The sequence below is a fragment of the Aquilutibacter rugosus genome (genome assembly GCF_036541335.1).
In the GTDB taxonomy this organism is placed as follows: Bacteria; Pseudomonadota; Gammaproteobacteria; order Xanthomonadales; family Xanthomonadaceae; genus Aquilutibacter; species Aquilutibacter rugosus.
Window position 1 is genome coordinate 269661 of the sequence record NZ_JAZHBO010000001.1, and the last position, 19496, is coordinate 289156.

Consider the following 19496-nt stretch of genomic DNA (forward strand, 5'->3'; position numbering starts at 1 on the left):
AAGCACCGTGTTGGTTACTCAGTACGAGCCCGTATTGGGGCCGATCTGGGTCCGCACTTCGAACAGCTCAGGGAAGAAGGTCAGCTCCAGTGCCTGTTTCAGAAATCCGACGCCGCTGGACCCACCGGTACCGCGCTTAAAGCCGATGATCCGCATCACGGTGCGCATGTGACGGAATCGCCACAGCTGGAACTGCGTCTCGATGTCGACCAGGTCTTCGCACAGTGAATACTCGCGCCAATAGGTGTCGGTGTCCTCGTAAATGCGCTCAAAAATGGGCACCAGTTCGGGATCATTGACGTGCGGCTTGGAGAAATCGCGTGCGATGGCATGCGCGGGCACCGGATGGCCGAAGCGTGCCAGATACTGCAAAAACAGTTCGTACAGACTCGGGGCATCGAGCAGGGCCTTCAGCGTGGTCTGAATGTCAGGGTCGTGCGCAAAGACCTTGAGCATCGCGTCATTCTTGTTGCCGAGCAGGAACTCGATGCCGCGATACTGATACGACTGAAACCCTGAGGCGGGGCCCAGAAATTCGCGGAATTCCATGTATTCCGAAGGCGTCAGCGTCTCGAGCACCGACCATTGTTCGGTCAGTAGCCGCAGCGTCACCTTGACGCGAGCCAGCACTTTACGGGTGCGCCAGACTTCATCGCGCTTGAGATATTCGCCGGCGGCGGCGAGCTCGTGCAGAATCAGCCTGAGCCACAATTCGGAGGTCTGGTGCTGGATGATAAACAGCATCTCGTCGTGCTGCGGCGGTTGCGATCGGCGCTGCTGGGCATTCAGAACTTTGTCGAGCTGCAGATAGCCCGCATAGGTCATGCGCCCGTGCAGGTCCGTATGGATTTCCTTTTCCAACTCACGCTGGTTGTTCTCGACGCTCATGCAGCACTCCGGTTGATCGCCCCAAGGATACCGCAGCACTCTTCGGTGAACGTACGCAATTCGTTATGATGAAGGCTGTTCCCGCACCGGAAGTACGCATGAAACTGGCGGCATCGCTTGAAATCCCCTACTTTCAGTTCCTGGATCCCGATGGGCAGTTGAGCGCTGATGCGCCGGCCGATCTCGCCGATCCGTCGTTCCTTCTCTCCTACTTCCGCAAAATGGTCGCCTGTCGGGCCTTCGACACCAAGGCCATTGCGTTGCAGCGCACCGGCAAATTGGGCACCTATGCCTCCTCGCTCGGACACGAAGCCACACATGTCGGCATGGGCGCTTTTTTGCAGGATGAGGATTGCTTTGCGCCGTCGTATCGCGAGCATGGCACCTTGTTCGAGCGCGGCGTGCAGGCTCGCGAGATTCTGCTGTACTGGGGTGGTGATGAACGCGGTAGTGATTTTGCGCATGCCCGTCATGACTTCCCGATGTGTGTGCCGATTTCCACGCAAATGCTGCATGCCGCCGGTGTCGCCTTGTCGTACAAGCTGCGCGGTATGCCGCAAGTGGCGATGAGCTCGTGCGGCGATGGCGGTTCGTCCAAGACTGACTTTTATGCCGCAGTGAATTCCGCCGGTGCCTACAAGCTGCCGCTGGTGCTGTGCATCGTCAATAACGGTTGGGCCATCTCGGTACCGCGCTCTGCACAGACCGGTGCGGGCACGCTGGCGCAAAAGGGTCTGGCCGGCGGTCTGTATTCTGCGCAAGTGGACGGCAATGATCTGATTGCCGTGCTGTACGCATGTCGTGAGGCAATTGATCGGGCCCGTCGTGGCGAAGGCGCTACCTTGCTCGAGTTCATGACCTATCGTCTGCACGATCACACGACCGCCGACGATGCACGTCGTTATCGCGCCGCCGAGGAAGTCGAAGCCGCCTGGAAGGTCGAGCCCTTTATTCGCCTTCGTAAGTATCTGACCGCCAACGGACTGTGGTCCGATGAGCAGGAACAGGAACTGATTGCGCAAACCAACGAATGGGTCGCCGCAGAAATCGATGCGTATCTGCAAACACCGATGCCGCCGGTTTCCGCTATGTTTGATTATCTGTACGGCGACATGCCGAGCGAGGTCCTCGAACAACGCGAGTTGGCCATGCAGCGGGAGGGCCAGGCATGAGCGCCGCGCCCATCACTCTGATCGAGGCCATCACTCAAGCCCTGGCCTATGAAATGCGCAACGACGAACGCGTTCTGGTTCTAGGCGAAGACGTCGGCGTCAATGGCGGTGTGTTCCGCGCCACTGCAGGTCTGCATCAGGAATTCGGTTCCGAACGCGTGCTCGATACGCCGCTCGATGAAACCACCATTGCCGGGCTGACTGTGGGCTTGGCTGCTGCCGGCATGCGCCCGGTCGCCGAAGCGCAGTTCGATGGCTTTGTATACCCCATGGTCGATCACATCGTCTGTCACGGTGCGCGCCTGCGCAATCGGACGCGTGGCCGTCTGCATGTACCAATGGTGCTGCGCGTACCGTGGGGTGGCGGCATTCGTGCACCGGAGCATCACTCCGAGGCCAACGAATCCACTTTCACCAACGTGCCCGGGATCCGCGTCGTGCTGCCTTCGTCGCCGCAACGCGCCTACGGCTTGCTGCTCGCCGCCATCCGCGATCCCGATCCGGTGATTTACTTCGAACCCAAGCGCATCTATCGCCAATACAAGGAACTGGTTCCTGACGATGGCGAGGCCTTGCCGCTCGATGTGTGCTTTGTTCTTCGCGACGGCACCGATGTCACTCTGGTGACCTGGGGCGCTCAAGTTAAGGAATGTCTCGAAGCTGCTGAGGCATTGGCACAGGAAGGCATCAGCGCCGAAGTCATTGACGTAGCGACTTTGCGTCCGCTGGATTTCGACACGATTGCCGAATCGGTCTCGCGTACCGGTCGTTGCGTGATCGTGCACGAAGCGCCGCGCACGGCAGGCTTCGGTGCAGAAATTGCCGCGCGTCTGGCTGAATCCTGCCTGCTTGATCTCAAGGCACCGGTCATCCGCGTCACGGGATATGACACCCACATCCCGCTATTCAAACTCGAAAACGCCTACATTCCCAGCGTTGCCAGCATCGTCACCGCTGCACGCCGCTGCATGGCCGAAAGCATTTAAGGAACCTTTGCATGTCCGATATCCGTGAATTCCGTTTGCCAGACCTTGGCGAAGGCTTGCCCGATGCCACCGTGGTCGAATGGCATGTAAAGGTCGGCGAGAGCGTCATGCTCGATGACAACCTCGTCTCCATGGAAACGGCCAAGGCCATCGTCGATGTGCCCTCGCCGTTCTCCGGCAAGCTGGTTTCGGTTGCCGGCGATTCGGGCGCCATCGTGATTACTGGCTCGGTGCTGGCTTCGTTTGAGATTGACGCGAGCATGCCGCAACGCGCCGAATCCAACGTGCCTACGCATCATGGCCATGCGCCGGCTCCGACGCCGGCCGCGCCGCCCGCGGCGGAACCTGTGCCCGCCTCCATCCCGGAACCTGCCGCTACCGATGCATCCGAAGCGGCCGAGCCTGCAGATGCAGGCACGGTGGTTGGCGCCATGCAGTCCTCCGATGCCGTGCGCAGCGAGCAGGCCGTGACCGTCGGTGGCGTCAAGGCGATGCCGGCCGTGCGCGCTCTGGCACGTAAGCTACGCGTGGATCTGACGCAAGTGAGCGGAACCGGCGCCGACGGGCTCATCACGCTTAAGGACGTGCAGAGCTTCTCCGCCATGCCAATGGCCACGCGTGCGCAAGTCCTGCCGCCACCGGCAGCGCGTGTCGACTCGCCCGCACCCGCTGCCGCAATTGCATCCGCAGCGATTTCGGCGGCAACAGCCACAGCAAGCGCCGAGCGCACCGCATTGAGCGCTGCCGGCAAGGCCATGCGTACGCAGCCACCGAGTGCAACGCCGCAGCTTGGCCAACCCACACCGCTGACCGGCGTTCGCCGCAACATGGCCCGCGTCATGGCCGATGCGCATCAGCAAGTCGTGCTGACCACCATCGTCGACGATGCGGACATCCACAACTGGCTGGGCAAGCAGGACATCACCGCGCGTCTGGTTCGTGCTCTGGTGACCGCCTGCCGCGAAGAGCCCGCACTCAATGCCTGGTTCGATGGCGACAACCTCACTCGCACCCTGCATCCGCAAGTGGATCTGGGCATTGCCGTCGATTCACCCGACGGCCTGTTCGTGCCGGTGCTGCGCGATGCACAGCTGCAGTCCCCCGATGCGATCAAACATGGCATCAAGCGCCTGCGCGAAGACGTGATGGATCGCAGCATCAGCGGCGACCTGCTCAAAGGTGCCACGATCAGTCTGTCCAACTTCGGCAAGTTCGCCGGTCGTTACGCCACGCCGATTGTGGTGCCGCCAATGGTGGCCATCGTCGGTGCCGGCAAGGTCTCGCACGATGTGGTCGCCGTGATCGGTGGCATCGAAGTCCATCGTCGCATTCCCTTGTCCCTGAGTTTTGATCATCGCGCCTGCACCGGCGGTGAGGCGGCGCGCTTCCTGCATGCCATGATCCGGGATCTGCAGGCGCCGCAATAAGATCCATGAGTTCGCCGGAGTTCCAGTACGACGTCATCGTGATCGGCGGTGGCGCCGCGGGCCTGTTCTGCGCTGCGCAAGCCGGGCAACGCGGTTTGCGCGCCATCGTACTCGAGCACTCGAACAAGGTCGGTAAAAAGATCCTGATGTCCGGTGGAGGTCGCTGCAACTTCACCAACACCGGCGCATCGCCCGCGAATTACATCGGCGCCAATAAACACTTCCACAAATCGGCGCTGGCCCGTTATACGCCGTGGCATTTTATTGAGCTGGTGAGTCAGCACGGCATCGCGTATCACGAGAAAGAGCTGGGCCAACTGTTCTGCGACGAGTCCAGCAAACTCATCGTCGCGATGCTGTTGAGCGAATGCGAAAAAGGCGGCGTGCCGATTCGCACGCACTGTGCCGTGAACGACGTGACGCACGACAGCAACGGTTTCACGGTGCGCACATCGCAGGGTGATTTCCGCGCGCCGCAACTGGTCTGCGCAACCGGTGGTCTGTCGATTCCGAGCATGGGGGCTAGCGGTTTCGGTTATCAGCTGGCAACGCAGTTCGGTCATGCGCTACAGCCACGTCGCGCGGGTCTGGTGCCACTGACGCTGTCCGGTCTGCCGCTGCAACAGTTCGAAGGCCTGGCCGGCGTTGCCCTCCCCGTCGAGGCCAGGGCTAACAATGTGTCGTTCACCAACGCCATGCTAATTACACATCGCGGCGTGAGTGGCCCCTCGATATTGCAGATCAGCAACTACTGGCAACCCGGCGATGCATTGACCTTGGATTTACTGCCGGGCCAGGATGCGCAAGCCCTGCTGCAAACGGCACGAGAACAGCAGCTCAATGCCGAACTGCGCACGGTACTGTCGCAATGGCTGCCGGCACGTCTCGCGGTGCGCCTGTGCGAACTGCACTTCGGGCAAAAACCGATGCGCCAGTTGCAGCATGCGGACTACACCAGGATTGCAAACCATCTGCATGCCTACCCGCTCATCGCCAGCGGTACCGAAGGCTATCGCACCGCCGAAGTCACCCTAGGTGGCGTGGATACCGATTCGGTGTCGTCGCAAACGATGATGTCCAACCACATCGAAGGACTGTACTTTATCGGCGAGGTCCTGGATGTGACGGGATGGCTAGGCGGCTATAACTTTCAGTGGGCTTGGGCCAGTGCCCATGCCGCCGCCAGCGCACTCAGCCCGGCCTGAAGCGCCGACTCGTCGGCAATCGGCTCGACGACAGCCTGCAATTCAGCCACGTCCACCGCGCCCGTACGAATCTGCGCCACCCAGGCACCGGCTTCCTTGGGGTTGGCAAAGCCAACGCTCTGCAGCAGCACCGTATCGCCCTGCGTGAGCTTGAAACGGAAGCTGCCATCGGATTCGCGATATTGCTTGACTATCGGCGCAACCTCGGCAGGCTCGCGCTCCGCCTTTGTGGATGTCGCCGGAGCGGCAACCGCAGTCAAGGGACGAATCCCGATCGCCGAACGCAATTCGCGCAGCTTGGGAATCGCATAGGTCTCACGCAGGCGTTGCGCGTTGTCGAGCAGGATGGCCTCAATCTGGGCCGGATCCGCGATCAGTGCATCGTAACGCTCGCGCATCGGTGCGATCTGCTGATCCAGCAGCTCGAACAGTTGCGTCTTGGCATCGCCCCAACCCAGGCCGCCGCGCAGCGCATGGGCAAATGCAGCGGACTGCTCCGCCGTTGCAAACGCGCTGTACAGTTCGAACAGTGCATTGCCTTCGGGATCTTTGGGTTCACCGGGCATGCGTGTATCGGTGACGATGCCGGCAATCAGCTTGCGCAACTCGGCACTCGGCGCAAACAGCGGAATCGTATTGCGGTACGACTTGCTCATCTTGCGGCCATCGAGACCCGGCAAGGTGGCGACGCTGTCATCAATCTGTGCTTCGGGCAGAACGAAGTACTCGCCGCCGTAAGTGTGATTAAAGCGCTGACCGAAATCGCGCGCCATTTCGATGTGCTGGATCTGATCGCGGCCGACCGGCACGCGCTGCGCATCAAATATCAGAATGTCCGCGGCCATCAGCACGGGATACATAAACAGGCCTGCGGTGACGCCGGCATCGGCATCCAGGCCTTCCTCGGCGTTGCGATCATTGGCGGCTTTGTAGGCGTGCGCGCGATTGAGCAGGCCTTTACCGGCGACGCAAGTCAGAAACCAGGTTAGCTCCGGGATTTCCGGAATGTCGCTTTGACGGTAGAACCACGTACGCCTAGGATCGAGACCGCAAGCCAGCCACGCCGCCGCAATCTCCAGCGTGGAGCGCTGCACCAATGCCGGATCCTGCGCCTTGATCAGCGCGTGATAGTCGGCAAGAAAATAAAACGACTCGACATCGGCGGCCTTGCCGCTCTCAATCGCGGGCCGAATAGCGCCGGCATAGTTGCCCAAATGCGGGGTGCCGGAGGTGGTAATGCCGGTGAGGATGCGAGTACGAGTCATGAAAACAGGGGCCTGAACAACAAGCGTCCATTTTATCCGACCCGACGCCACTTCCTGAAAAAAACAAGGCCGGGACAGTGCCCGGCCTTGTCGGTAACGGCAGCGTCAGGACGCGGTCCGTCAAAAAGCGCTGATTAGCACTTCATGTCCTTGCAGTCTTGAGCCTTGTCAGCGACCTTGTCGCCGGCGGCCGAGACGTCTTGGCCAACGCCGCGGACAGTGTTACAGGCGGTCAAGCTCATGGCGGCCAGAACGGCGACCATCATCAGTGCAGCGATACGCTTCATGGTGAATCCTCTAGTTGTGCAATCGAATTTTTAGGTGTGGCGAGCACGGTGCGGACACCGCGGACTCCCCTTTATTTATACCTAAATTCCCTGAATAGATCCAAAAAGAGCGAATTGTTAGTCCCGCATCAAGGTGGATTTACCGAACAGCGATTCGACCAAATCGACGGCGACTTTGCCGGTGCGGTTGCGTTTATCAAGCAACGGATTGAGTTCCATGATGTCGAGTGAACCCATCAGACCGGTGTCAGCGATCATTTCCATGACCAACTGCGCTTCGCGGTAGTTAGGGCCGCCCGGAACGGTGGTGCCGACACCGGGTGCGATGCTCGGATCCAGGAAATCGACATCGAAACTGACATGCAAGTGCGTGTCCGCATCGAGACCCTCGAACGCCTGCAGCATGACATTTTTCATGCCAAGCTCGTCGATGTAGCGCATGTCGTACACCTCGAGACCGTGCTGCTTGACCAATCGCTTTTCACCGGCGTCGACGCTGCGGATGCCGATCTGGCGCACGGCATCAACGCGGATTGCAGGCGAAGGCCCGCTCAGCTCGGTGAGTTCACGCGGACCGATACCGCACAGGCATGCCACCGGCATGCCGTGGATATTGCCGCTGGGTGTTTCTTCGTGTGTGTTGAAATCGGCATGCGCATCAAGCCACAGGATGCGCAGCTTCTTACCGATACGTTGGCAGTGACGCGCCACGGCTCCGATCGATCCGATCGCCAGACAGTGGTCGCCGCCGAGCAGAATCGGCATGCGGCCACGTTCCAGTACGTCGGTACTGGCCTCGTACACTTCGCGATTCCAGGCAACGACTTCGGCGAGATGGCGGAAGCCGTCGACGGGCTTTTGCCAGGGATTGGCAGGGCCGGCCAGATTGCCGATGTCCTCGAGATCGATGCCACGGGCGCGAAGCGCCTCGGGCAAACCGGCGATGCGCAATGCATCAGGACCGAGGCCAGCGCCGCGTTTACCGGCGCCAATATCGGTGGGCGCACCGATCAGACTGACAGGAGGATAGATCCGGGACATACGGTCCTTTGCAAATTAGTGCCGGCATCACGGATGAAATGCGGGACCTGCTGATTACAAGAAAATAGCGCTATTGATCAGAATCAATGCCTCCGTTCCCTGAATTTTACAGTTTCCGGGCAGCCAAGTCCTTCTTCTAAATCCAATTCCTTTTAACTTTAGCAAAGTAGAATCCACTCATAACTATTACCACATTAATTTGCCGAACTTTCAGATGAATTTAATGGGCTGAATAGTTTTATTATGATTACTGAATTGCATACTCTTGGGCAGGCAGATTCGACAGTTAATGCAAATGCATCAAAATACCAGCTTATCAGTCATCTGTACTAAATCTTTTAAGTTTTGAAGAGGCAGAGTGATGACCACTGTTTATGTATATGGCTATAGCGACCCAAGTCGATGGGCTGGATTCGCAAGCTATCAGCAACTAATCGACTTTCTCGATTCTCAACATCCGAACCAAATAGAGTATGACCAGGGTGGGCCCACACTCGATCCTCCATACGAGGTAGACCCATCGCTTCAAACCCTTCTTTCAAGCCCAGAGTTTCGGGACAAGCTGGGCAGGTCAGTGAAGGAAGCTATATTAAAAGATCAAAATCTGACACAAGCATTCGCAAAGTTCATAAATGAAGGTGGCACAATTGTCTTCACTCCACCTGATTCTCCTAACTACAATCAGCAATATGCCCATTGGGTTAAGGGCCTAAACGGGGATCCTCCCTACATCGAGATGCCTCAGTCGTTTGCGACACCCGCATACGGAACGGAAGCGCGAAGCGTATTTGCGCTTGCCCACGAAATTTACCACAATGAGTTTCAAATGCTTCCTGGCGGATTAACTACGGCGCAACAGTGGGGATACAACGAAGCAGTTGCCTCATTAGCTGCATTTCGAATGATTGAGCGCATCGGAATGACGTTAACAACAGCTGGCATGAATTTGATAGCCGGCAATGCTATCAACATCATGCAGAACGCAGCGAATGATGAAGAAGCAATCTCGCAGCTAACAACTTGGTACGCCAATAATGCGCCTGCAAATTACAATACCCCGCCTTCGGGCCAATAGCACTTGAACCCAGCGACTCGACAAAAATGGAGTGCGAGATGCAAAGAATAGTTTTGGCTCTTGCCGTAATGGTGGCATTTACCTCTTGTAGCACTACGGTTTCCGAGCCCGCTATGGGGCGAAAAGTCCCGTTTGAAGAACTAATGACTTCCCCCGGTGGGTTACACGGCAACGTATACGACAAGCCGACCTTTGCACGCAGTAGTTCTGAAATCACGCCGGCGACTGACGCACTATTGGTCCGAGCCGCAACTATGATTCGGAAATACCGCATACAGGTAAGGCTCGTTGGTCAGGCGTCAAACTGCGACAGTGAAGATCGAAACGTTCAGTTGTCAGTTGATCGGGCAAATCGGGTCAGGGAGCGACTGTTGTCACTTGGCGTGCCGTCTCAAATGATCCTGTCAACGACAGGGGTTGGATCCAGTCTGATGCCGCCGAACGTCGCCAAATGCCAAGGTAATGGTTTTGATATTGTGGATATTAACGTCCAGACCCAGACTCAACGTTAAACGCGGCATTCACTGCTGGACACAAAAAATGACTTGCGCAGGACGCAAGTCATTGATGTGTCTGGTGCCGGCACCACGAATCGAACGCGGGACCTGCTGATTACAAGGCAGCTGCTCTACCAACTGAGCTATACCGGCGGCCCGCATAGTTTAGCAAATTGCGGCGCTAGCGCCTATCTGCCGGGTGTATAACCGGTCACATCGGAGCATGGTAACCCCGCCCAGCGTGCTAGGCCGCGCAAGACCACATCCGAAGGCAGCATGCATGCTTGCGGCAGCATCGGCAGCAGCGTCTGTGCGCCCCCGCCGTGGATCCACAACTCGGTCTCCGGAGCCTCGCGCCGTGCAGCTTCCAGACTGGCGGTAATTAGGGCAATGGCCATGCCTTCGCAACCGCTGGCTAGTGCATGATCGGTATCCGTGGCGAAGGGCTGATCGGGCGACCACGCGCCACCGCTAGCGGGTAACGCCGCTGACAGCGATGCGAGATGGGCACGCATTTGCGTCGGCGATGGCGCGATGCGTCCGCCTCGGTGATGCCCGTCGGCACGTAGAAAATCGACCGTCAGAGCAGTGCCGACACTGACGATTAGCACATCGCGTTGCAGGGCCGCACATTCGAGCAGCACCAGAAACCGATCCACACCCAAATGCGCGGGTTGCATGTATGCAATCTGCAAGCGATCCAGCTGCGCCATCGTGCGCGCCTCGCTGAGGCGCACAGCGCGCTCCAGTAAGACCCGCTGCACGATGTCGCGAATCCTAGGCGGCGCCACGCAGGCAAGGTAGGCGACATCGACACTTGATGGCAAGGCAGAACGCAAGACCGACTCGAACCCCTCGTCATAGGCAAGGCTATGCAACTGCGTTTCGTCGGCCAGGCGCCACTTTAGACGCGTGTTACCGGCGTCGAGTAGCAATGCATTCATTCCGAAACTCCCGATTGCCGCCGCACGCTGACCTCGGCGGAGACCAGTGAATGGTTCGCTCCTTGCGAATCGCGCACCTGCAGTCGGCCGTCGTCGTTCCAACCTTGGGCGATGCCCGACCACTGATGCTGCGGCTCAATCACCCGCACTGGCTGCCCCATCAGACTGTCAAAGGCGCGCCCGGCCGCCACCAGCAGCGGCCATGCATCCGGCCCCGCATCCAGCACCGTCTGCAACTCCAGTAGCAGCTCGGCCAGCAGCGTTTCCCTCGGAGCGTCGAGGCCCAGTTCTGCGACACTGACTGGCAACTGCGCACTCTCGGCGTCAGGCAGTCCTTGATACGCAGCGGGTAAGACATTGATGCCGATGCCGCAGACCGCCCACCACTGATCCGGCCCGAGTGCCTTGAGCTCGACCAGAATCCCGCCAAGCTTGCGCAAGGTGCCATCGCCATGCAGGTGCACCAGATCATTGGGCCATTTCAGGGTGACCGGCGCCCCCAGACGGCGCAGCGCGGTGCAGCATGCCACCCCCACTGCCAAGGGCAACAGCGCCAGCGAGGTCGCTAAACCTGGAAAATGGGCACCCACGGAAAACGCCAAGGCCGCGCCGGGCGCACTGACCCACGACCGCGCCCGTCGGCCCCGGCCCGCCGTTTGTCGCTCCGCCACTCTCACCGTCAGCCCTGACAACGCGCCAGGAGCGCTCAGCAGGTCCGCATTGGTGGACCCGGTCTCGGCAACGACCTGCAAGTCGCTAAAACGGCTCGCCGCAGTCGGCCCCAAGGCGGCCAAGACGGCCTCTGCTCGGATCGGCTCCGCAACCATGGTGCTCGCCATCAATAAAATGCCCTACAGGGTCCTGAATGGAGTATGATCGAATTCTAACCCGCCACTGAGGGGCGAGACCCATGCGCCAGCGCCAGATTGTGCCGTACGCCATTGCCGTTATCAGCTTGCTGATCGCGGGACACGCCATGGCTGCAACCAACAGCACCACGCTGCAAACTAGCTATGCTCGCGCCTCGGCATACCGCGCCACCACCGTCGCCACAGACGACACGCGTTCCGATGAGGATTGCAGTGGCCGTGACTGCACCACCAGTAAACCTACCGGTGTACCAAAGCAGGGCAGCCGCCGCGGCGGCACGCGCGATGACATCATCCGTCCGCGCTGGCATAGCACGCTACCGGGAATGCTGCGGTAAAGCAGTAACTAGTCAAAAGGAAGTAGGAAGTAGTTGGCACCCCCCAATCTGTACCGAAGCGGGCTGTACTGACTCCTCACTCCTAAATACTAATTTCTGCTCCGAGCGAAGCGCGCTGTACTACTTCCTACTTCCTCTTCACTCGTTACTTGTCCTACCCCTTGGGGAACCGCACCGAGAAACACGCACCGCCCAATTCGGGATCCTCAGAGCGCGTGACTGTTAGCGTGCCGCCGTAGCTATCAACCAGTTCCTGCACAATGGCCAGACCGATGCCGTGGCCCTTGACGCGCTGGTCACCGCGCACACCCCGTTGCAGCACACTCTCCACTTGCGAGGGCTCGATGCCGGGGCCATTGTCTTCGACCTGGATTAGCAGACCCGTATTGCCTTTACCGCGCGACTCGCGGGCAACGGTCAGCAGCACACTGGAACGCGACCACTTGAACGCGTTCTCCAGCAGATTGCCGAGCAGTTCCTGCAGATCACCGATCTCACCAAAGAACCGCGCCGACGGATCGATCTCAAAACCGGCCACCACTTTGGGATGCAGTTTTTCGAGTGAATTGACGATGTCATTGGCCGACGGCTCGATCTCGATGCCGGCTGCAAACAACTTATGCCCCGCCGAAGCGCGTGTCAGACGATACGAAATCTGATCGTTCATGCGCGTGAGTTGGGTGGCGAGTTCAGATCGCAGATCGTCGGCAGGCACTTCGCTATCGAGCATGGTGCGCAACACGGCAATCGGGGTCTTGAGCGAGTGCGACAGGTTGTCCATGGCGGTACGTTGCCGCTCAATGTTCTGCCGCTCGGTATCAATAAAGCTGTTGATGGCATTGGCCAGCGGCTGCAGCTCGGTCGGGTGCGAGTCGGACAGCTTGGAACTCTCGCCCGACTCCACGCGTTTGAGATCGGTGACCAGTTTGCCCAGCGGCATGATGCTCCAGCGCAGAATCATCGCCTGCAGAATCAGCAGCACAAGTCCGGCCAAACCCAGCGCCCGAATCAGCGTCCGTCGGAACAGTTGGACCCGCTCGGTCAGGAATTTCGAGTCCTCCATCACCTGTACGGTATAGCGCACGTCCGGCGTCTGTTCGAAGGCGTTGCCCGGCCGCATGACGCCCACACTGTAAATGTACAGTCGCTGCTGCGTGCCATCGATCTGCTCGTAGTCGACCGGTCCACGGAAGGCATTGGTGCCGGGATCGACCAACTCGGGCGCCGGCAGAATCGGTCCGCTACTGGATGGCGACACCCACAACGAATCCTCGGTTGCAATGCGCGCGTACTGACCTGAGCCCGGCTGATTGAGATCCGGACTTGGCATGCGCTCCTCGAGCGGCGGCAGAATGGAGCCGCTACGGGAAATTTCGGACTGACTGGTCAGCGCATCGGCAAAGCTCGCCAGCTTGCGCTGCATGTCGCTTTCGGCGGTGACTCTAAAGGTGTGATCGAGGGTGATGCCGGCCAACATCAGAAACGCGAACAGACTCAGACTGGCAGCCACCAGTTGCCGCGCCCAGATCGAGCGGGGCTTAATGCGCTGAGGCAGTTGTGGTAGCGGGCCGGGCAAGTCCATGGCAGTCTAGGCATCCGCTAACAACACAAGCCCCCGCAAACGGTCTGTATGCGAGGGCTTGCACTGTCAGCTATTGCATCAGGATTCGGCGTTGCGCGGAATGGCGAAGCGGTAGCCGCGACCGCGAACCGTTTCGATCGGCTTGAGCGCACCCTCGGGGTCGAGCTTTTTGCGCAGACGGCCGATAAACACTTCGAGCACGTTGGAATCGCGGTCAAAGTCCTGCTGATAGATGTGTTCGGTGAGGTCGGCCTTGGAGACCAGTTCACCGGCATGCATCATCAGGTATTCAAGCACTTTGTATTCGTAGCTGGTCAGGTCCACATTGCTGCCGTTGACGGCAACCGTCTGGGCTGCGAGATCCAAAGTGACCGGACCGCATTCGAGCGAGGACTTGCTCCAACCTGCGGCGCGCCGCACCAGGGCATTGATACGAGCCAGCAGTTCCTCGACGTAGAACGGCTTGACCAGATAATCGTCGGCGCCGTGCTTGAGGCCCTCGACCTTGTCCTGCCACGACGAGCGAGCCGTCAGAATCAGTACCGGAAATTTGATGTTTTCTGTCCGCATGGCCTGAATCAGGTCCATGCCGGACATACCGGGCAGGCCCAAATCCACAATGCCCAGATCGAACGGCACTTCACGGGCCATGTACAGGCCCTCTTCGCCGTCTTGAGCGGCGTCAACGGCAAATCCCTCGCGCTTGAGACGCGCGGTCAGGGTTTCACGCAACGGGGTTTCGTCTTCTACCAGCAAAATACGCATGTCTACTCCTCAGTCATCCTTAAGATTACGGGCACTCCGGCCCGGGGGGTGCAGCGAAAACGCGGCGATGCAGCAAGAGGTTCGGTACCATTCATTTTAATCATGGCCCCTGACATCACCTGAGCGGGGCTTGCCACGACCAAGTTCACGACCGGGCGGCGGCGGGTCCCCGCGGAAAAAACGTCCCTGCGATACGCGACCTGATTCCTCACGCTCGAACGGCGTATTGCGGCTCAAGCGTGGCGAGTCCTCGATTACGTAAACCTGAATGCGTCCACCCGTGTCCAGAATTTTGACACGGCTCAGCCCATTTTGACCGCTTTGAATGCGCTCTACGCTCAGCACTTTACCGCCGCCGGCACGGCCCAATCCGGCGCGAGTAGCCGAAGAGAGTGCCAGCTGCTCGTAGCTGTGCGATTGTGCCTGCGCAACGATCGGCGCCGACAGCACGCCCGTCAACCCGATCAGAAGGATCAGGCCGAGGCGAGGCAGTTGGCGAGCGGTGTTGCGGAAGACACGCATTTCGGTGGTCGGTGACTCATTGCATTTCAATACTGGACCATTCTTGGGCACCCCCATTGAATCCAATCTGAACGAAATGTTTACACTCGAGCGGAAGTTCAGATAGCTGAACCGCAGATTAATCCGTGGTGTCGGTCACAGCGGCAGCGGCATCGAGAACATCAAGGCCCGCGCCCGGGCGATGGGCGTTTTCACTCAGGATCTGACGAAATGCGCGACCACCGCGACGGGCCGCAAAGAGACCAAGGATTGGCTTGATCAGAACACTCAGGCGCACCCCCTGCTCCACTTGCGCGCCGACATAGGGCCGATAGGCGGCCAGCAGCTGGTGCCGGCTCTGGACAGGGCGACCAAACAGGTTTGCATCAATCTGATGCAAGGCATAGGGCTCGTGGTAGGCCAGACGGCCCAGCATCACCGCATCCACCTGTTGCAAATGGGTGGCGATGTCGGCGGCTTCGCGAATGCCACCGTTGAGACTGATAAAAAGATCGGGCCGCTCTTGCTTGAGCCGATACGCCCAGTCATAGCGTAGCGGCGGCACCTCGCGGTTCTCCTTAGGGCTCAGTCCCTGCAACCACGCATTGCGCGCATGCACCACAAAATGATCGCAGCCGGCAGCGGCCACCGTGTCAATAAACCGGGCAAAAACGGCATACTCATCTTGCGTATCCACGCCGAGACGGCATTTGACGGTGACGGGCACAGCGACGGCGTCGCGCATGGCGGCAACGCAATCGGCCACTCGCTGCGGTTGCAACATAAGGCAAGCGCCGAACTGACCGCTCTGCACGCGATCACTGGGGCACCCGCAGTTGAGATTGATCTCGTCGAAACCGGACTCGGCACCGATCCGCGCAGCTGCCGCTAGGGTGTCGGGATCGGAACCGCCCAGTTGCAGCGCGACCGGATGTTGCGTGGCATCTTTGGCGAGCAGGCGCTCGCGCGGCCCATGCAGAATGGCATTGGCATGCACCATTTCGGTGTAGAGCACAGCGCCCGGCGCCACCAGCCGATGAAAATGCCGGCAGGCGTTGTCGGTCCAGTCCAACATCGGCGCCACGGACAGCGGCGCACGAATGCCGTTGGTGCTTACGGTACCGGCTTGGCCTTGCACAGTTCAGTCAGGATGCGATCGCCCAGTGTGCCGGCCTGAACCGGTGCCGGAGTGGGTGTGCGACCCAGATATTGCTCGAGCAGTTTGCCCTGGGCATACGGCTCGCTGTACGTGCTGCCGTTCAAATGCGCGATCATGCCGGCCTTGCAGTCGACCGCATAGAGGTCAGCGGCGCTGGCCACTTCGAAACGTTTGCGCGCATAGTTGGTCAGCACCATGCCACTTTGGTGGCCTTGGCGCACTTTGACCGAATCCAGATCCAAAAAATATTCGGCGCGGTCGGGCACCGACTTGCTCAGCAATTGCCAGTCGGCCGCTTGGGCGCTCAACGGCAAAACGACCGCCAACATCAGGGCGACCCGAGAATACAGTTTCATGGTGTACATCTCATTTAAATGGAGTGTGGCGAAGGCCGTGCCACGGCGGCGAACTTGCCGCTCAATCGGGGCATCGGCATCCGAACCAACGCCATAGGTATGGTTCCATTTTAGCGAAATTCAATGGGTTCCGTGGTCCTGCGCATCCAGCCAGCGCAGAAAGCGGGGCAACATCTGACTCCAGGCCGCCTGTTGATGCTGACCGCCGACCAGCAAATTCACCCGGTATGGCACTCCGCGCTGAGCGAGCCCCGGCATGTGCTGCCAGCCGCCGGCCAGATCCAGCACGTCGTCATAGGGATCGTTAATACCATCGCCATCACGATCGTCAGAATCTTCGTTGGAGCCGACGGCGAGATAGATTGCCGGCGTCGGCATGGGTAACGGATCGTTGGCGACGCGTTGCTGGACCAGACGTGTCCGCAGTTGCTGATCCAGATCATCGCGCGCCGCACTCAACCACAGCGAGGGCGAAAACATACCAATCCGGCCGAACTGATCCGGCCGCTGCCAGCCGCTGCTAAACGCGGCCACCGCCCCCAACGACCAGCCGAGCACAGCCCGACCTTGCGGCATGGCCTGCGTGGCGTAGTGGGCATCAATGAACGCCACCAAGGTCTGCGTAAACCATTGTGTGTAATCGAAGGCACTACGGCCGACGTCACCGTAACGGGTGGGTGCGATCTCGCTGCGCTGGTGCGGCACATCGGCAAGTCCGTAAGTACCCATGCGGTCGGGCAACATCGAGACCGCCACCACGATGCGCGGCACCGCACCGTTTTGCGCAAAATGGCGCTGCAGATGCGTGGCCAGATGGATCGCGGCCGCATCCTGGCCATCGTTCAAATACAGCACCGGATACCGTTGTTGCGGGGAGTATCCGGGCGGCAGGTGCACTTCGACATGGACACGCTGATGGTCCAGAGAAGGAATTTCGACCTCATGAACCTGCGTCAGGGCCGCAGACTGCTGCAGGGCAGCGGCAGTATCCAACGGCAGAAAGGCAATGAGACCTAGAGCCGCAGCGGTTAAAAAGTGCTTGGACATTTTCTGCTGCAACACTCCGTTGTCTGAATGAAACAATGAGCACGGTGATCCGTGACTGACACAGTTCCTATACTAGAAGGCCAATTGTAAGACTGAACAGACATGGCCATCTACGACTCCATTCTCGACACCATTGGCCGCACTCCGATCGTGCGCCTGCACCGCCTAGCGCCCGAGGGCATCTTGCTGTTCGCCAAGGTCGAATCGTTCAACCCCGGCGGCTCGGTCAAAGACCGTCTCGCACTCGCCATCATTCTCGACGCCGAACAACGCGGCGTGCTGCAACCCGGTCAGACCATTGTCGAAGCGACTTCGGGCAACACCGGTGTGGCACTGGCGATGGTTGCTGCCGCGCGCGGCTATCCGTTTGTCGCCGTCATGACCGAAACGTTTTCGGTCGAACGTCGCAAGCTGATGCGCGCTTACGGTGCCAAGGTCATTCTGACGCCGGCAGCCGAGCGCGGCACCGGCATGGTGCGCAAGGCACGTGAACTGGCCGAGGAACACGGCTGGTTCCTGGCCGATCAGTTCCGCAATCCGGCCAACCCGGCTTATCACCGCAGCACCACCGCCGCTGAAATCCTGCGTGACTTCGCCGGCCAGCGCCTGGACTACTTTGTGTCCGGCTGGGGCACCGGCGGTACGCTGACCGGTGTGGGCGAAGTGCTGCGCGTTGCCCGTCCCGAGACACAGATCATTGCGGCCGAACCCGCCGTAGCGGCCATGCTGTCGGGCAAGGAATGGTCACCGCACAAGATTCAGGGCTGGACCCCGGACTTTGTGCCCGAGGTGCTCAACCGTGACATCGCCAACGCGATTGTGCCGATCGAAGATGCAACGGCCATCGCCACGGCCAAGCGTCTCGCCGCCGAGGAAGGTCTGTTTGTCGGAATTTCTGCAGGTGCCACGATGGCGGCCGCACTGCAGGTGGCGCAGACGGCGCCGCAAGGCAGCGCCATTCTGGCCATGTTGCCCGATACCGGCGAGCGTTACCTGAGCACCGCCCTGTTCGAAGGCGTCAACGAAGCCTCGGACGATGACTGGCTAGCCACCGCCCTGTAAGCGGCAACGCAGTTACTTGGCAACCAGCGCCGGTGAGCCCTCTGCCACCGGCGCAATAATTGCGTCGATGCGGCGCATCAGGTCTTCGGGCAGGACGACGCCGGCGGCCTTGACGTTTTCGATGACCTGCTCCGGACGCGAAGCGCCGATGATGGCACTGGCCACATTCCTGTTCTGCAGCACCCAGGCCACCGCCAACTGAGCCAGGCTCAGATCGACTTCGGCTGCGAGCGGCTTGAGTTGCTGCACGCGTTCGAGCACGTCGTCACGCATGAACTTGGCGATGAAGCCGCTGCCATTTTCAGTCGTAGCGCGCGAACCCGACGGCAGTTCACCACCCGGCAAATACTTACCGGTGAGTACGCCCTGAGCAATCGGCGACCAGACAATCTGGCTGATGCCCAGTTCTTCGCAGGTCGGGACCACTTCGGGCTCGATAACACGCCACAGCATCGAGTACTGCGGTTGTGAGCCGATCAGAGAGATGCCGAGATCACGGGCCATGGCATGGCCTGCGCGCAGTTGTGCGGGCGTCCACTCGGACACCCCGATGTAATGCGCCTTACCGGCACGCACGATGTCCGCGAAGGCTTGCATGGTCTCTTCGAGCGGCACGCTGTCGTCGTAGCGGTGGGCCTGATACAGATCGACATAATCCATCTGCAGTCGGCGCAGCGACAGATCGATCGATTCCATGATGTGCTTGCGGCCCAGACCGCGATCATTCTGACCGGGGCCGACGGGGAAGAACACCTTGGTGAACACTTCGATCTGATGACGCGGTTGACCCTTGAGTGCCTTGCCCAGGGCAATTTCAGCGGCCCCGTTGGCGTACACGTCGGCGGTATCGAACGTGGTGATGCCGGCATCCAGAGCAGCCGCGACGCAGCGCTCCGCCATCTCCTGCTCGATCTGCGAGCCATGGGTCAGCCAGTTGCCGTAGCTGATAGCGCTAACGTTCAGGCCGGAGCGGCCGAGACGACGAAATTCCATGGTGTAACTCCCGTAATTAACTGACGAAGGCCGTGCA

General features: G+C 59.7%; 21 protein-coding genes and 1 tRNA gene. 8 read left to right on the forward strand and 14 right to left on the reverse strand.

The features are described 5' to 3' along the window. Window positions 1-18: 18 nt before the first annotated feature. The gene (locus tag V3390_RS01325) at window positions 19-888 is read right to left on the reverse strand and encodes a tryptophan 2,3-dioxygenase (RefSeq protein ID WP_331703031.1); all 870 of its coding nucleotides are present in this window, start codon (window positions 886-888) and stop codon (window positions 19-21) included. 98 nt (window positions 889-986) lie between these two features. Between V3390_RS01325 and pdhA the strand changes: the two genes are divergently transcribed. The 4 genes from pdhA to V3390_RS01345 are packed head-to-tail and all read left to right on the forward strand — an operon-like array spanning window position 987 to window position 5678. Beyond that, window positions 987-2060, forward strand: coding sequence for a pyruvate dehydrogenase (acetyl-transferring) E1 component subunit alpha (pdhA, locus tag V3390_RS01330; RefSeq protein ID WP_331703033.1), 1074 nt, complete (start codon window positions 987-989; stop codon window positions 2058-2060). Then, window positions 2057-3046, forward strand: coding sequence for an alpha-ketoacid dehydrogenase subunit beta (locus tag V3390_RS01335; protein ID WP_331703034.1), 990 nt, complete (start codon window positions 2057-2059; stop codon window positions 3044-3046). The genes pdhA and V3390_RS01335 overlap by 4 nt, the downstream gene beginning before the upstream one ends. A gap of 11 nt (window positions 3047-3057) precedes the next feature. Beyond that, window positions 3058-4473, forward strand: a complete 1416-nt coding sequence (locus V3390_RS01340) for a dihydrolipoamide acetyltransferase family protein (protein ID WP_331703036.1) — start codon at window positions 3058-3060, stop codon at window positions 4471-4473. 5 nt (window positions 4474-4478) lie between these two features. After that, window positions 4479-5678 carry a BaiN/RdsA family NAD(P)/FAD-dependent oxidoreductase gene (locus V3390_RS01345; protein WP_331703037.1) on the forward strand — a complete coding sequence of 400 codons (1200 nt, stop codon included), beginning with the start codon at window positions 4479-4481 and terminating at the stop codon, window positions 5676-5678. On the opposite strand, the gene V3390_RS01350 is transcribed toward V3390_RS01345, so the two are convergent. The 3 genes from V3390_RS01350 to rocF form a co-directional block, all read right to left on the reverse strand. Beyond that, window positions 5624-6943, reverse strand: a complete 1320-nt coding sequence (locus V3390_RS01350; protein WP_331703039.1) for a tryptophan--tRNA ligase — start codon at window positions 6941-6943, stop codon at window positions 5624-5626. The two genes, V3390_RS01345 and V3390_RS01350, sit on opposite strands and share 55 nt — an antisense overlap. Window positions 6944-7077: 134 nt before the next feature. Further along, entirely contained in the window at window positions 7078-7230 is a 153-nt protein-coding gene (locus V3390_RS01355; RefSeq protein ID WP_331703040.1) for an entericidin A/B family lipoprotein, read from the reverse strand. Between the two features lie 117 nt (window positions 7231-7347). Beyond that, window positions 7348-8271 carry an arginase gene (gene rocF, locus V3390_RS01360; RefSeq protein ID WP_331703041.1) on the reverse strand — a complete coding sequence of 308 codons (924 nt, stop codon included), beginning with the start codon at window positions 8269-8271 and terminating at the stop codon, window positions 7348-7350. 361 nt (window positions 8272-8632) lie between these two features. Here rocF and V3390_RS01365 point away from each other — a divergent pair, with 361 nt between their 5' ends. Together V3390_RS01365 and V3390_RS10210 are read left to right on the forward strand one after the other, a co-directional pair. Then, window positions 8633-9346, forward strand: coding sequence for a hypothetical protein (locus V3390_RS01365; RefSeq protein ID WP_331689759.1), 714 nt, complete (start codon window positions 8633-8635; stop codon window positions 9344-9346). Between the two features lie 143 nt (window positions 9347-9489). Next, window positions 9490-9858, forward strand: a complete 369-nt coding sequence (locus tag V3390_RS10210; protein WP_425493004.1) for an OmpA family protein — start codon at window positions 9490-9492, stop codon at window positions 9856-9858. 62 nt (window positions 9859-9920) lie between these two features. Here V3390_RS10210 and V3390_RS01370 read toward each other — a convergent pair. From V3390_RS01370 to V3390_RS01380, 3 genes are all read right to left on the reverse strand, one after another. Beyond that, window positions 9921-9996 (reverse strand) — tRNA-Thr (locus V3390_RS01370). Between the two features lie 35 nt (window positions 9997-10031). Beyond that, window positions 10032-10787: a type III pantothenate kinase gene (locus V3390_RS01375; RefSeq protein WP_331703042.1), complete on the reverse strand. Its 756-nt coding sequence runs from the start codon at window positions 10785-10787 to the stop codon at window positions 10032-10034. After that, a complete protein-coding gene (locus tag V3390_RS01380; protein WP_331689757.1) occupies window positions 10784-11626 on the reverse strand; it encodes a biotin--[acetyl-CoA-carboxylase] ligase in 843 nt (280 codons plus the stop codon). The genes V3390_RS01375 and V3390_RS01380 overlap by 4 nt, the downstream gene beginning before the upstream one ends. Before the next feature lie 71 nt (window positions 11627-11697). Here V3390_RS01380 and V3390_RS01385 point away from each other — a divergent pair, with 71 nt between their 5' ends. Then, window positions 11698-11994: a hypothetical protein gene (locus V3390_RS01385; RefSeq protein WP_331689756.1), complete on the forward strand. Its 297-nt coding sequence runs from the start codon at window positions 11698-11700 to the stop codon at window positions 11992-11994. A 154-nt stretch (window positions 11995-12148) separates the two neighbouring features. Here the strand turns inward: V3390_RS01385 and V3390_RS01390 are convergent, their stop codons facing one another. The 6 genes from V3390_RS01390 to V3390_RS01415 form a co-directional block, all read right to left on the reverse strand. Beyond that, window positions 12149-13576, reverse strand: coding sequence for a sensor histidine kinase (locus tag V3390_RS01390; RefSeq protein ID WP_331703044.1), 1428 nt, complete (start codon window positions 13574-13576; stop codon window positions 12149-12151). A gap of 78 nt (window positions 13577-13654) precedes the next feature. Then, window positions 13655-14341: a response regulator transcription factor gene (locus V3390_RS01395; RefSeq protein WP_331703045.1), complete on the reverse strand. Its 687-nt coding sequence runs from the start codon at window positions 14339-14341 to the stop codon at window positions 13655-13657. Between the two features lie 96 nt (window positions 14342-14437). Next, window positions 14438-14863: a hypothetical protein gene (locus V3390_RS01400; RefSeq protein WP_331703047.1), complete on the reverse strand. Its 426-nt coding sequence runs from the start codon at window positions 14861-14863 to the stop codon at window positions 14438-14440. 118 nt (window positions 14864-14981) lie between these two features. Beyond that, window positions 14982-15980, reverse strand: a complete 999-nt coding sequence (dusA, locus tag V3390_RS01405; RefSeq protein ID WP_331703048.1) for a tRNA dihydrouridine(20/20a) synthase DusA — start codon at window positions 15978-15980, stop codon at window positions 14982-14984. Beyond that, entirely contained in the window at window positions 15956-16357 is a 402-nt protein-coding gene (locus V3390_RS01410; RefSeq protein WP_331703049.1) for a surface-adhesin E family protein, read from the reverse strand. Before V3390_RS01410 ends, dusA begins: the two co-directional genes overlap by 25 nt. 120 nt (window positions 16358-16477) lie before the next feature. Next, a complete protein-coding gene (locus V3390_RS01415) occupies window positions 16478-17404 on the reverse strand; it encodes an alpha/beta hydrolase (RefSeq protein WP_331703050.1) in 927 nt (308 codons plus the stop codon). A gap of 102 nt (window positions 17405-17506) precedes the next feature. On the opposite strand from V3390_RS01415, the gene cysK reads away from it, so the two are divergent. Then, the gene (gene cysK, locus V3390_RS01420; protein ID WP_331689749.1) at window positions 17507-18466 is read left to right on the forward strand and encodes a cysteine synthase A; all 960 of its coding nucleotides are present in this window, start codon (window positions 17507-17509) and stop codon (window positions 18464-18466) included. A gap of 12 nt (window positions 18467-18478) precedes the next feature. Here the strand turns inward: cysK and V3390_RS01425 are convergent, their stop codons facing one another. Continuing rightward, complete coding sequence (locus V3390_RS01425; RefSeq protein WP_331689748.1) at window positions 18479-19459, reverse strand: aldo/keto reductase family protein; 981 nt, start codon at window positions 19457-19459, stop codon at window positions 18479-18481. Between the last annotated feature and the right edge of the window lie 37 nt (window positions 19460-19496).

Bases quoted from the DNA above. Each gene is read 5' to 3' on its own strand.
- V3390_RS01325 (WP_331703031.1), bottom strand. From the start codon at position 888: ATGAGCGTCGAGAACAACCAGCGTGAGTTGGAAAAGGAAATCCATACG.
- pdhA (WP_331703033.1), top strand. From the start codon at position 987: ATGAAACTGGCGGCATCGCTTGAAATCCCCTACTTTCAGTTCCTGGAT.
- V3390_RS01335 (WP_331703034.1), top strand. From the start codon at position 2,057: ATGAGCGCCGCGCCCATCACTCTGATCGAGGCCATCACTCAAGCCCTG.
- V3390_RS01340 (WP_331703036.1), top strand. From the start codon at position 3,058: ATGTCCGATATCCGTGAATTCCGTTTGCCAGACCTTGGCGAAGGCTTG.
- V3390_RS01345 (WP_331703037.1), top strand. From the start codon at position 4,479: ATGAGTTCGCCGGAGTTCCAGTACGACGTCATCGTGATCGGCGGTGGC.
- V3390_RS01350 (WP_331703039.1), bottom strand. From the start codon at position 6,943: ATGACTCGTACTCGCATCCTCACCGGCATTACCACCTCCGGCACCCCG.
- V3390_RS01355 (WP_331703040.1), bottom strand. From the start codon at position 7,230: ATGAAGCGTATCGCTGCACTGATGATGGTCGCCGTTCTGGCCGCCATG.
- rocF (WP_331703041.1), bottom strand. From the start codon at position 8,271: ATGTCCCGGATCTATCCTCCTGTCAGTCTGATCGGTGCGCCCACCGAT.
- V3390_RS01365 (WP_331689759.1), top strand. From the start codon at position 8,633: ATGACCACTGTTTATGTATATGGCTATAGCGACCCAAGTCGATGGGCT.
- V3390_RS10210 (WP_425493004.1), top strand. From the start codon at position 9,490: ATGACTTCCCCCGGTGGGTTACACGGCAACGTATACGACAAGCCGACC.
- V3390_RS01375 (WP_331703042.1), bottom strand. From the start codon at position 10,787: ATGAATGCATTGCTACTCGACGCCGGTAACACGCGTCTAAAGTGGCGC.
- V3390_RS01380 (WP_331689757.1), bottom strand. From the start codon at position 11,626: ATGGCGAGCACCATGGTTGCGGAGCCGATCCGAGCAGAGGCCGTCTTG.
- V3390_RS01385 (WP_331689756.1), top strand. From the start codon at position 11,698: ATGCGCCAGCGCCAGATTGTGCCGTACGCCATTGCCGTTATCAGCTTG.
- V3390_RS01390 (WP_331703044.1), bottom strand. From the start codon at position 13,576: ATGGACTTGCCCGGCCCGCTACCACAACTGCCTCAGCGCATTAAGCCC.
- V3390_RS01395 (WP_331703045.1), bottom strand. From the start codon at position 14,341: ATGCGTATTTTGCTGGTAGAAGACGAAACCCCGTTGCGTGAAACCCTG.
- V3390_RS01400 (WP_331703047.1), bottom strand. From the start codon at position 14,863: ATGCGTGTCTTCCGCAACACCGCTCGCCAACTGCCTCGCCTCGGCCTG.
- V3390_RS01410 (WP_331703049.1), bottom strand. From the start codon at position 16,357: ATGAAACTGTATTCTCGGGTCGCCCTGATGTTGGCGGTCGTTTTGCCG.
- V3390_RS01415 (WP_331703050.1), bottom strand. From the start codon at position 17,404: ATGTCCAAGCACTTTTTAACCGCTGCGGCTCTAGGTCTCATTGCCTTT.
- cysK (WP_331689749.1), top strand. From the start codon at position 17,507: ATGGCCATCTACGACTCCATTCTCGACACCATTGGCCGCACTCCGATC.
- V3390_RS01425 (WP_331689748.1), bottom strand. From the start codon at position 19,459: ATGGAATTTCGTCGTCTCGGCCGCTCCGGCCTGAACGTTAGCGCTATC.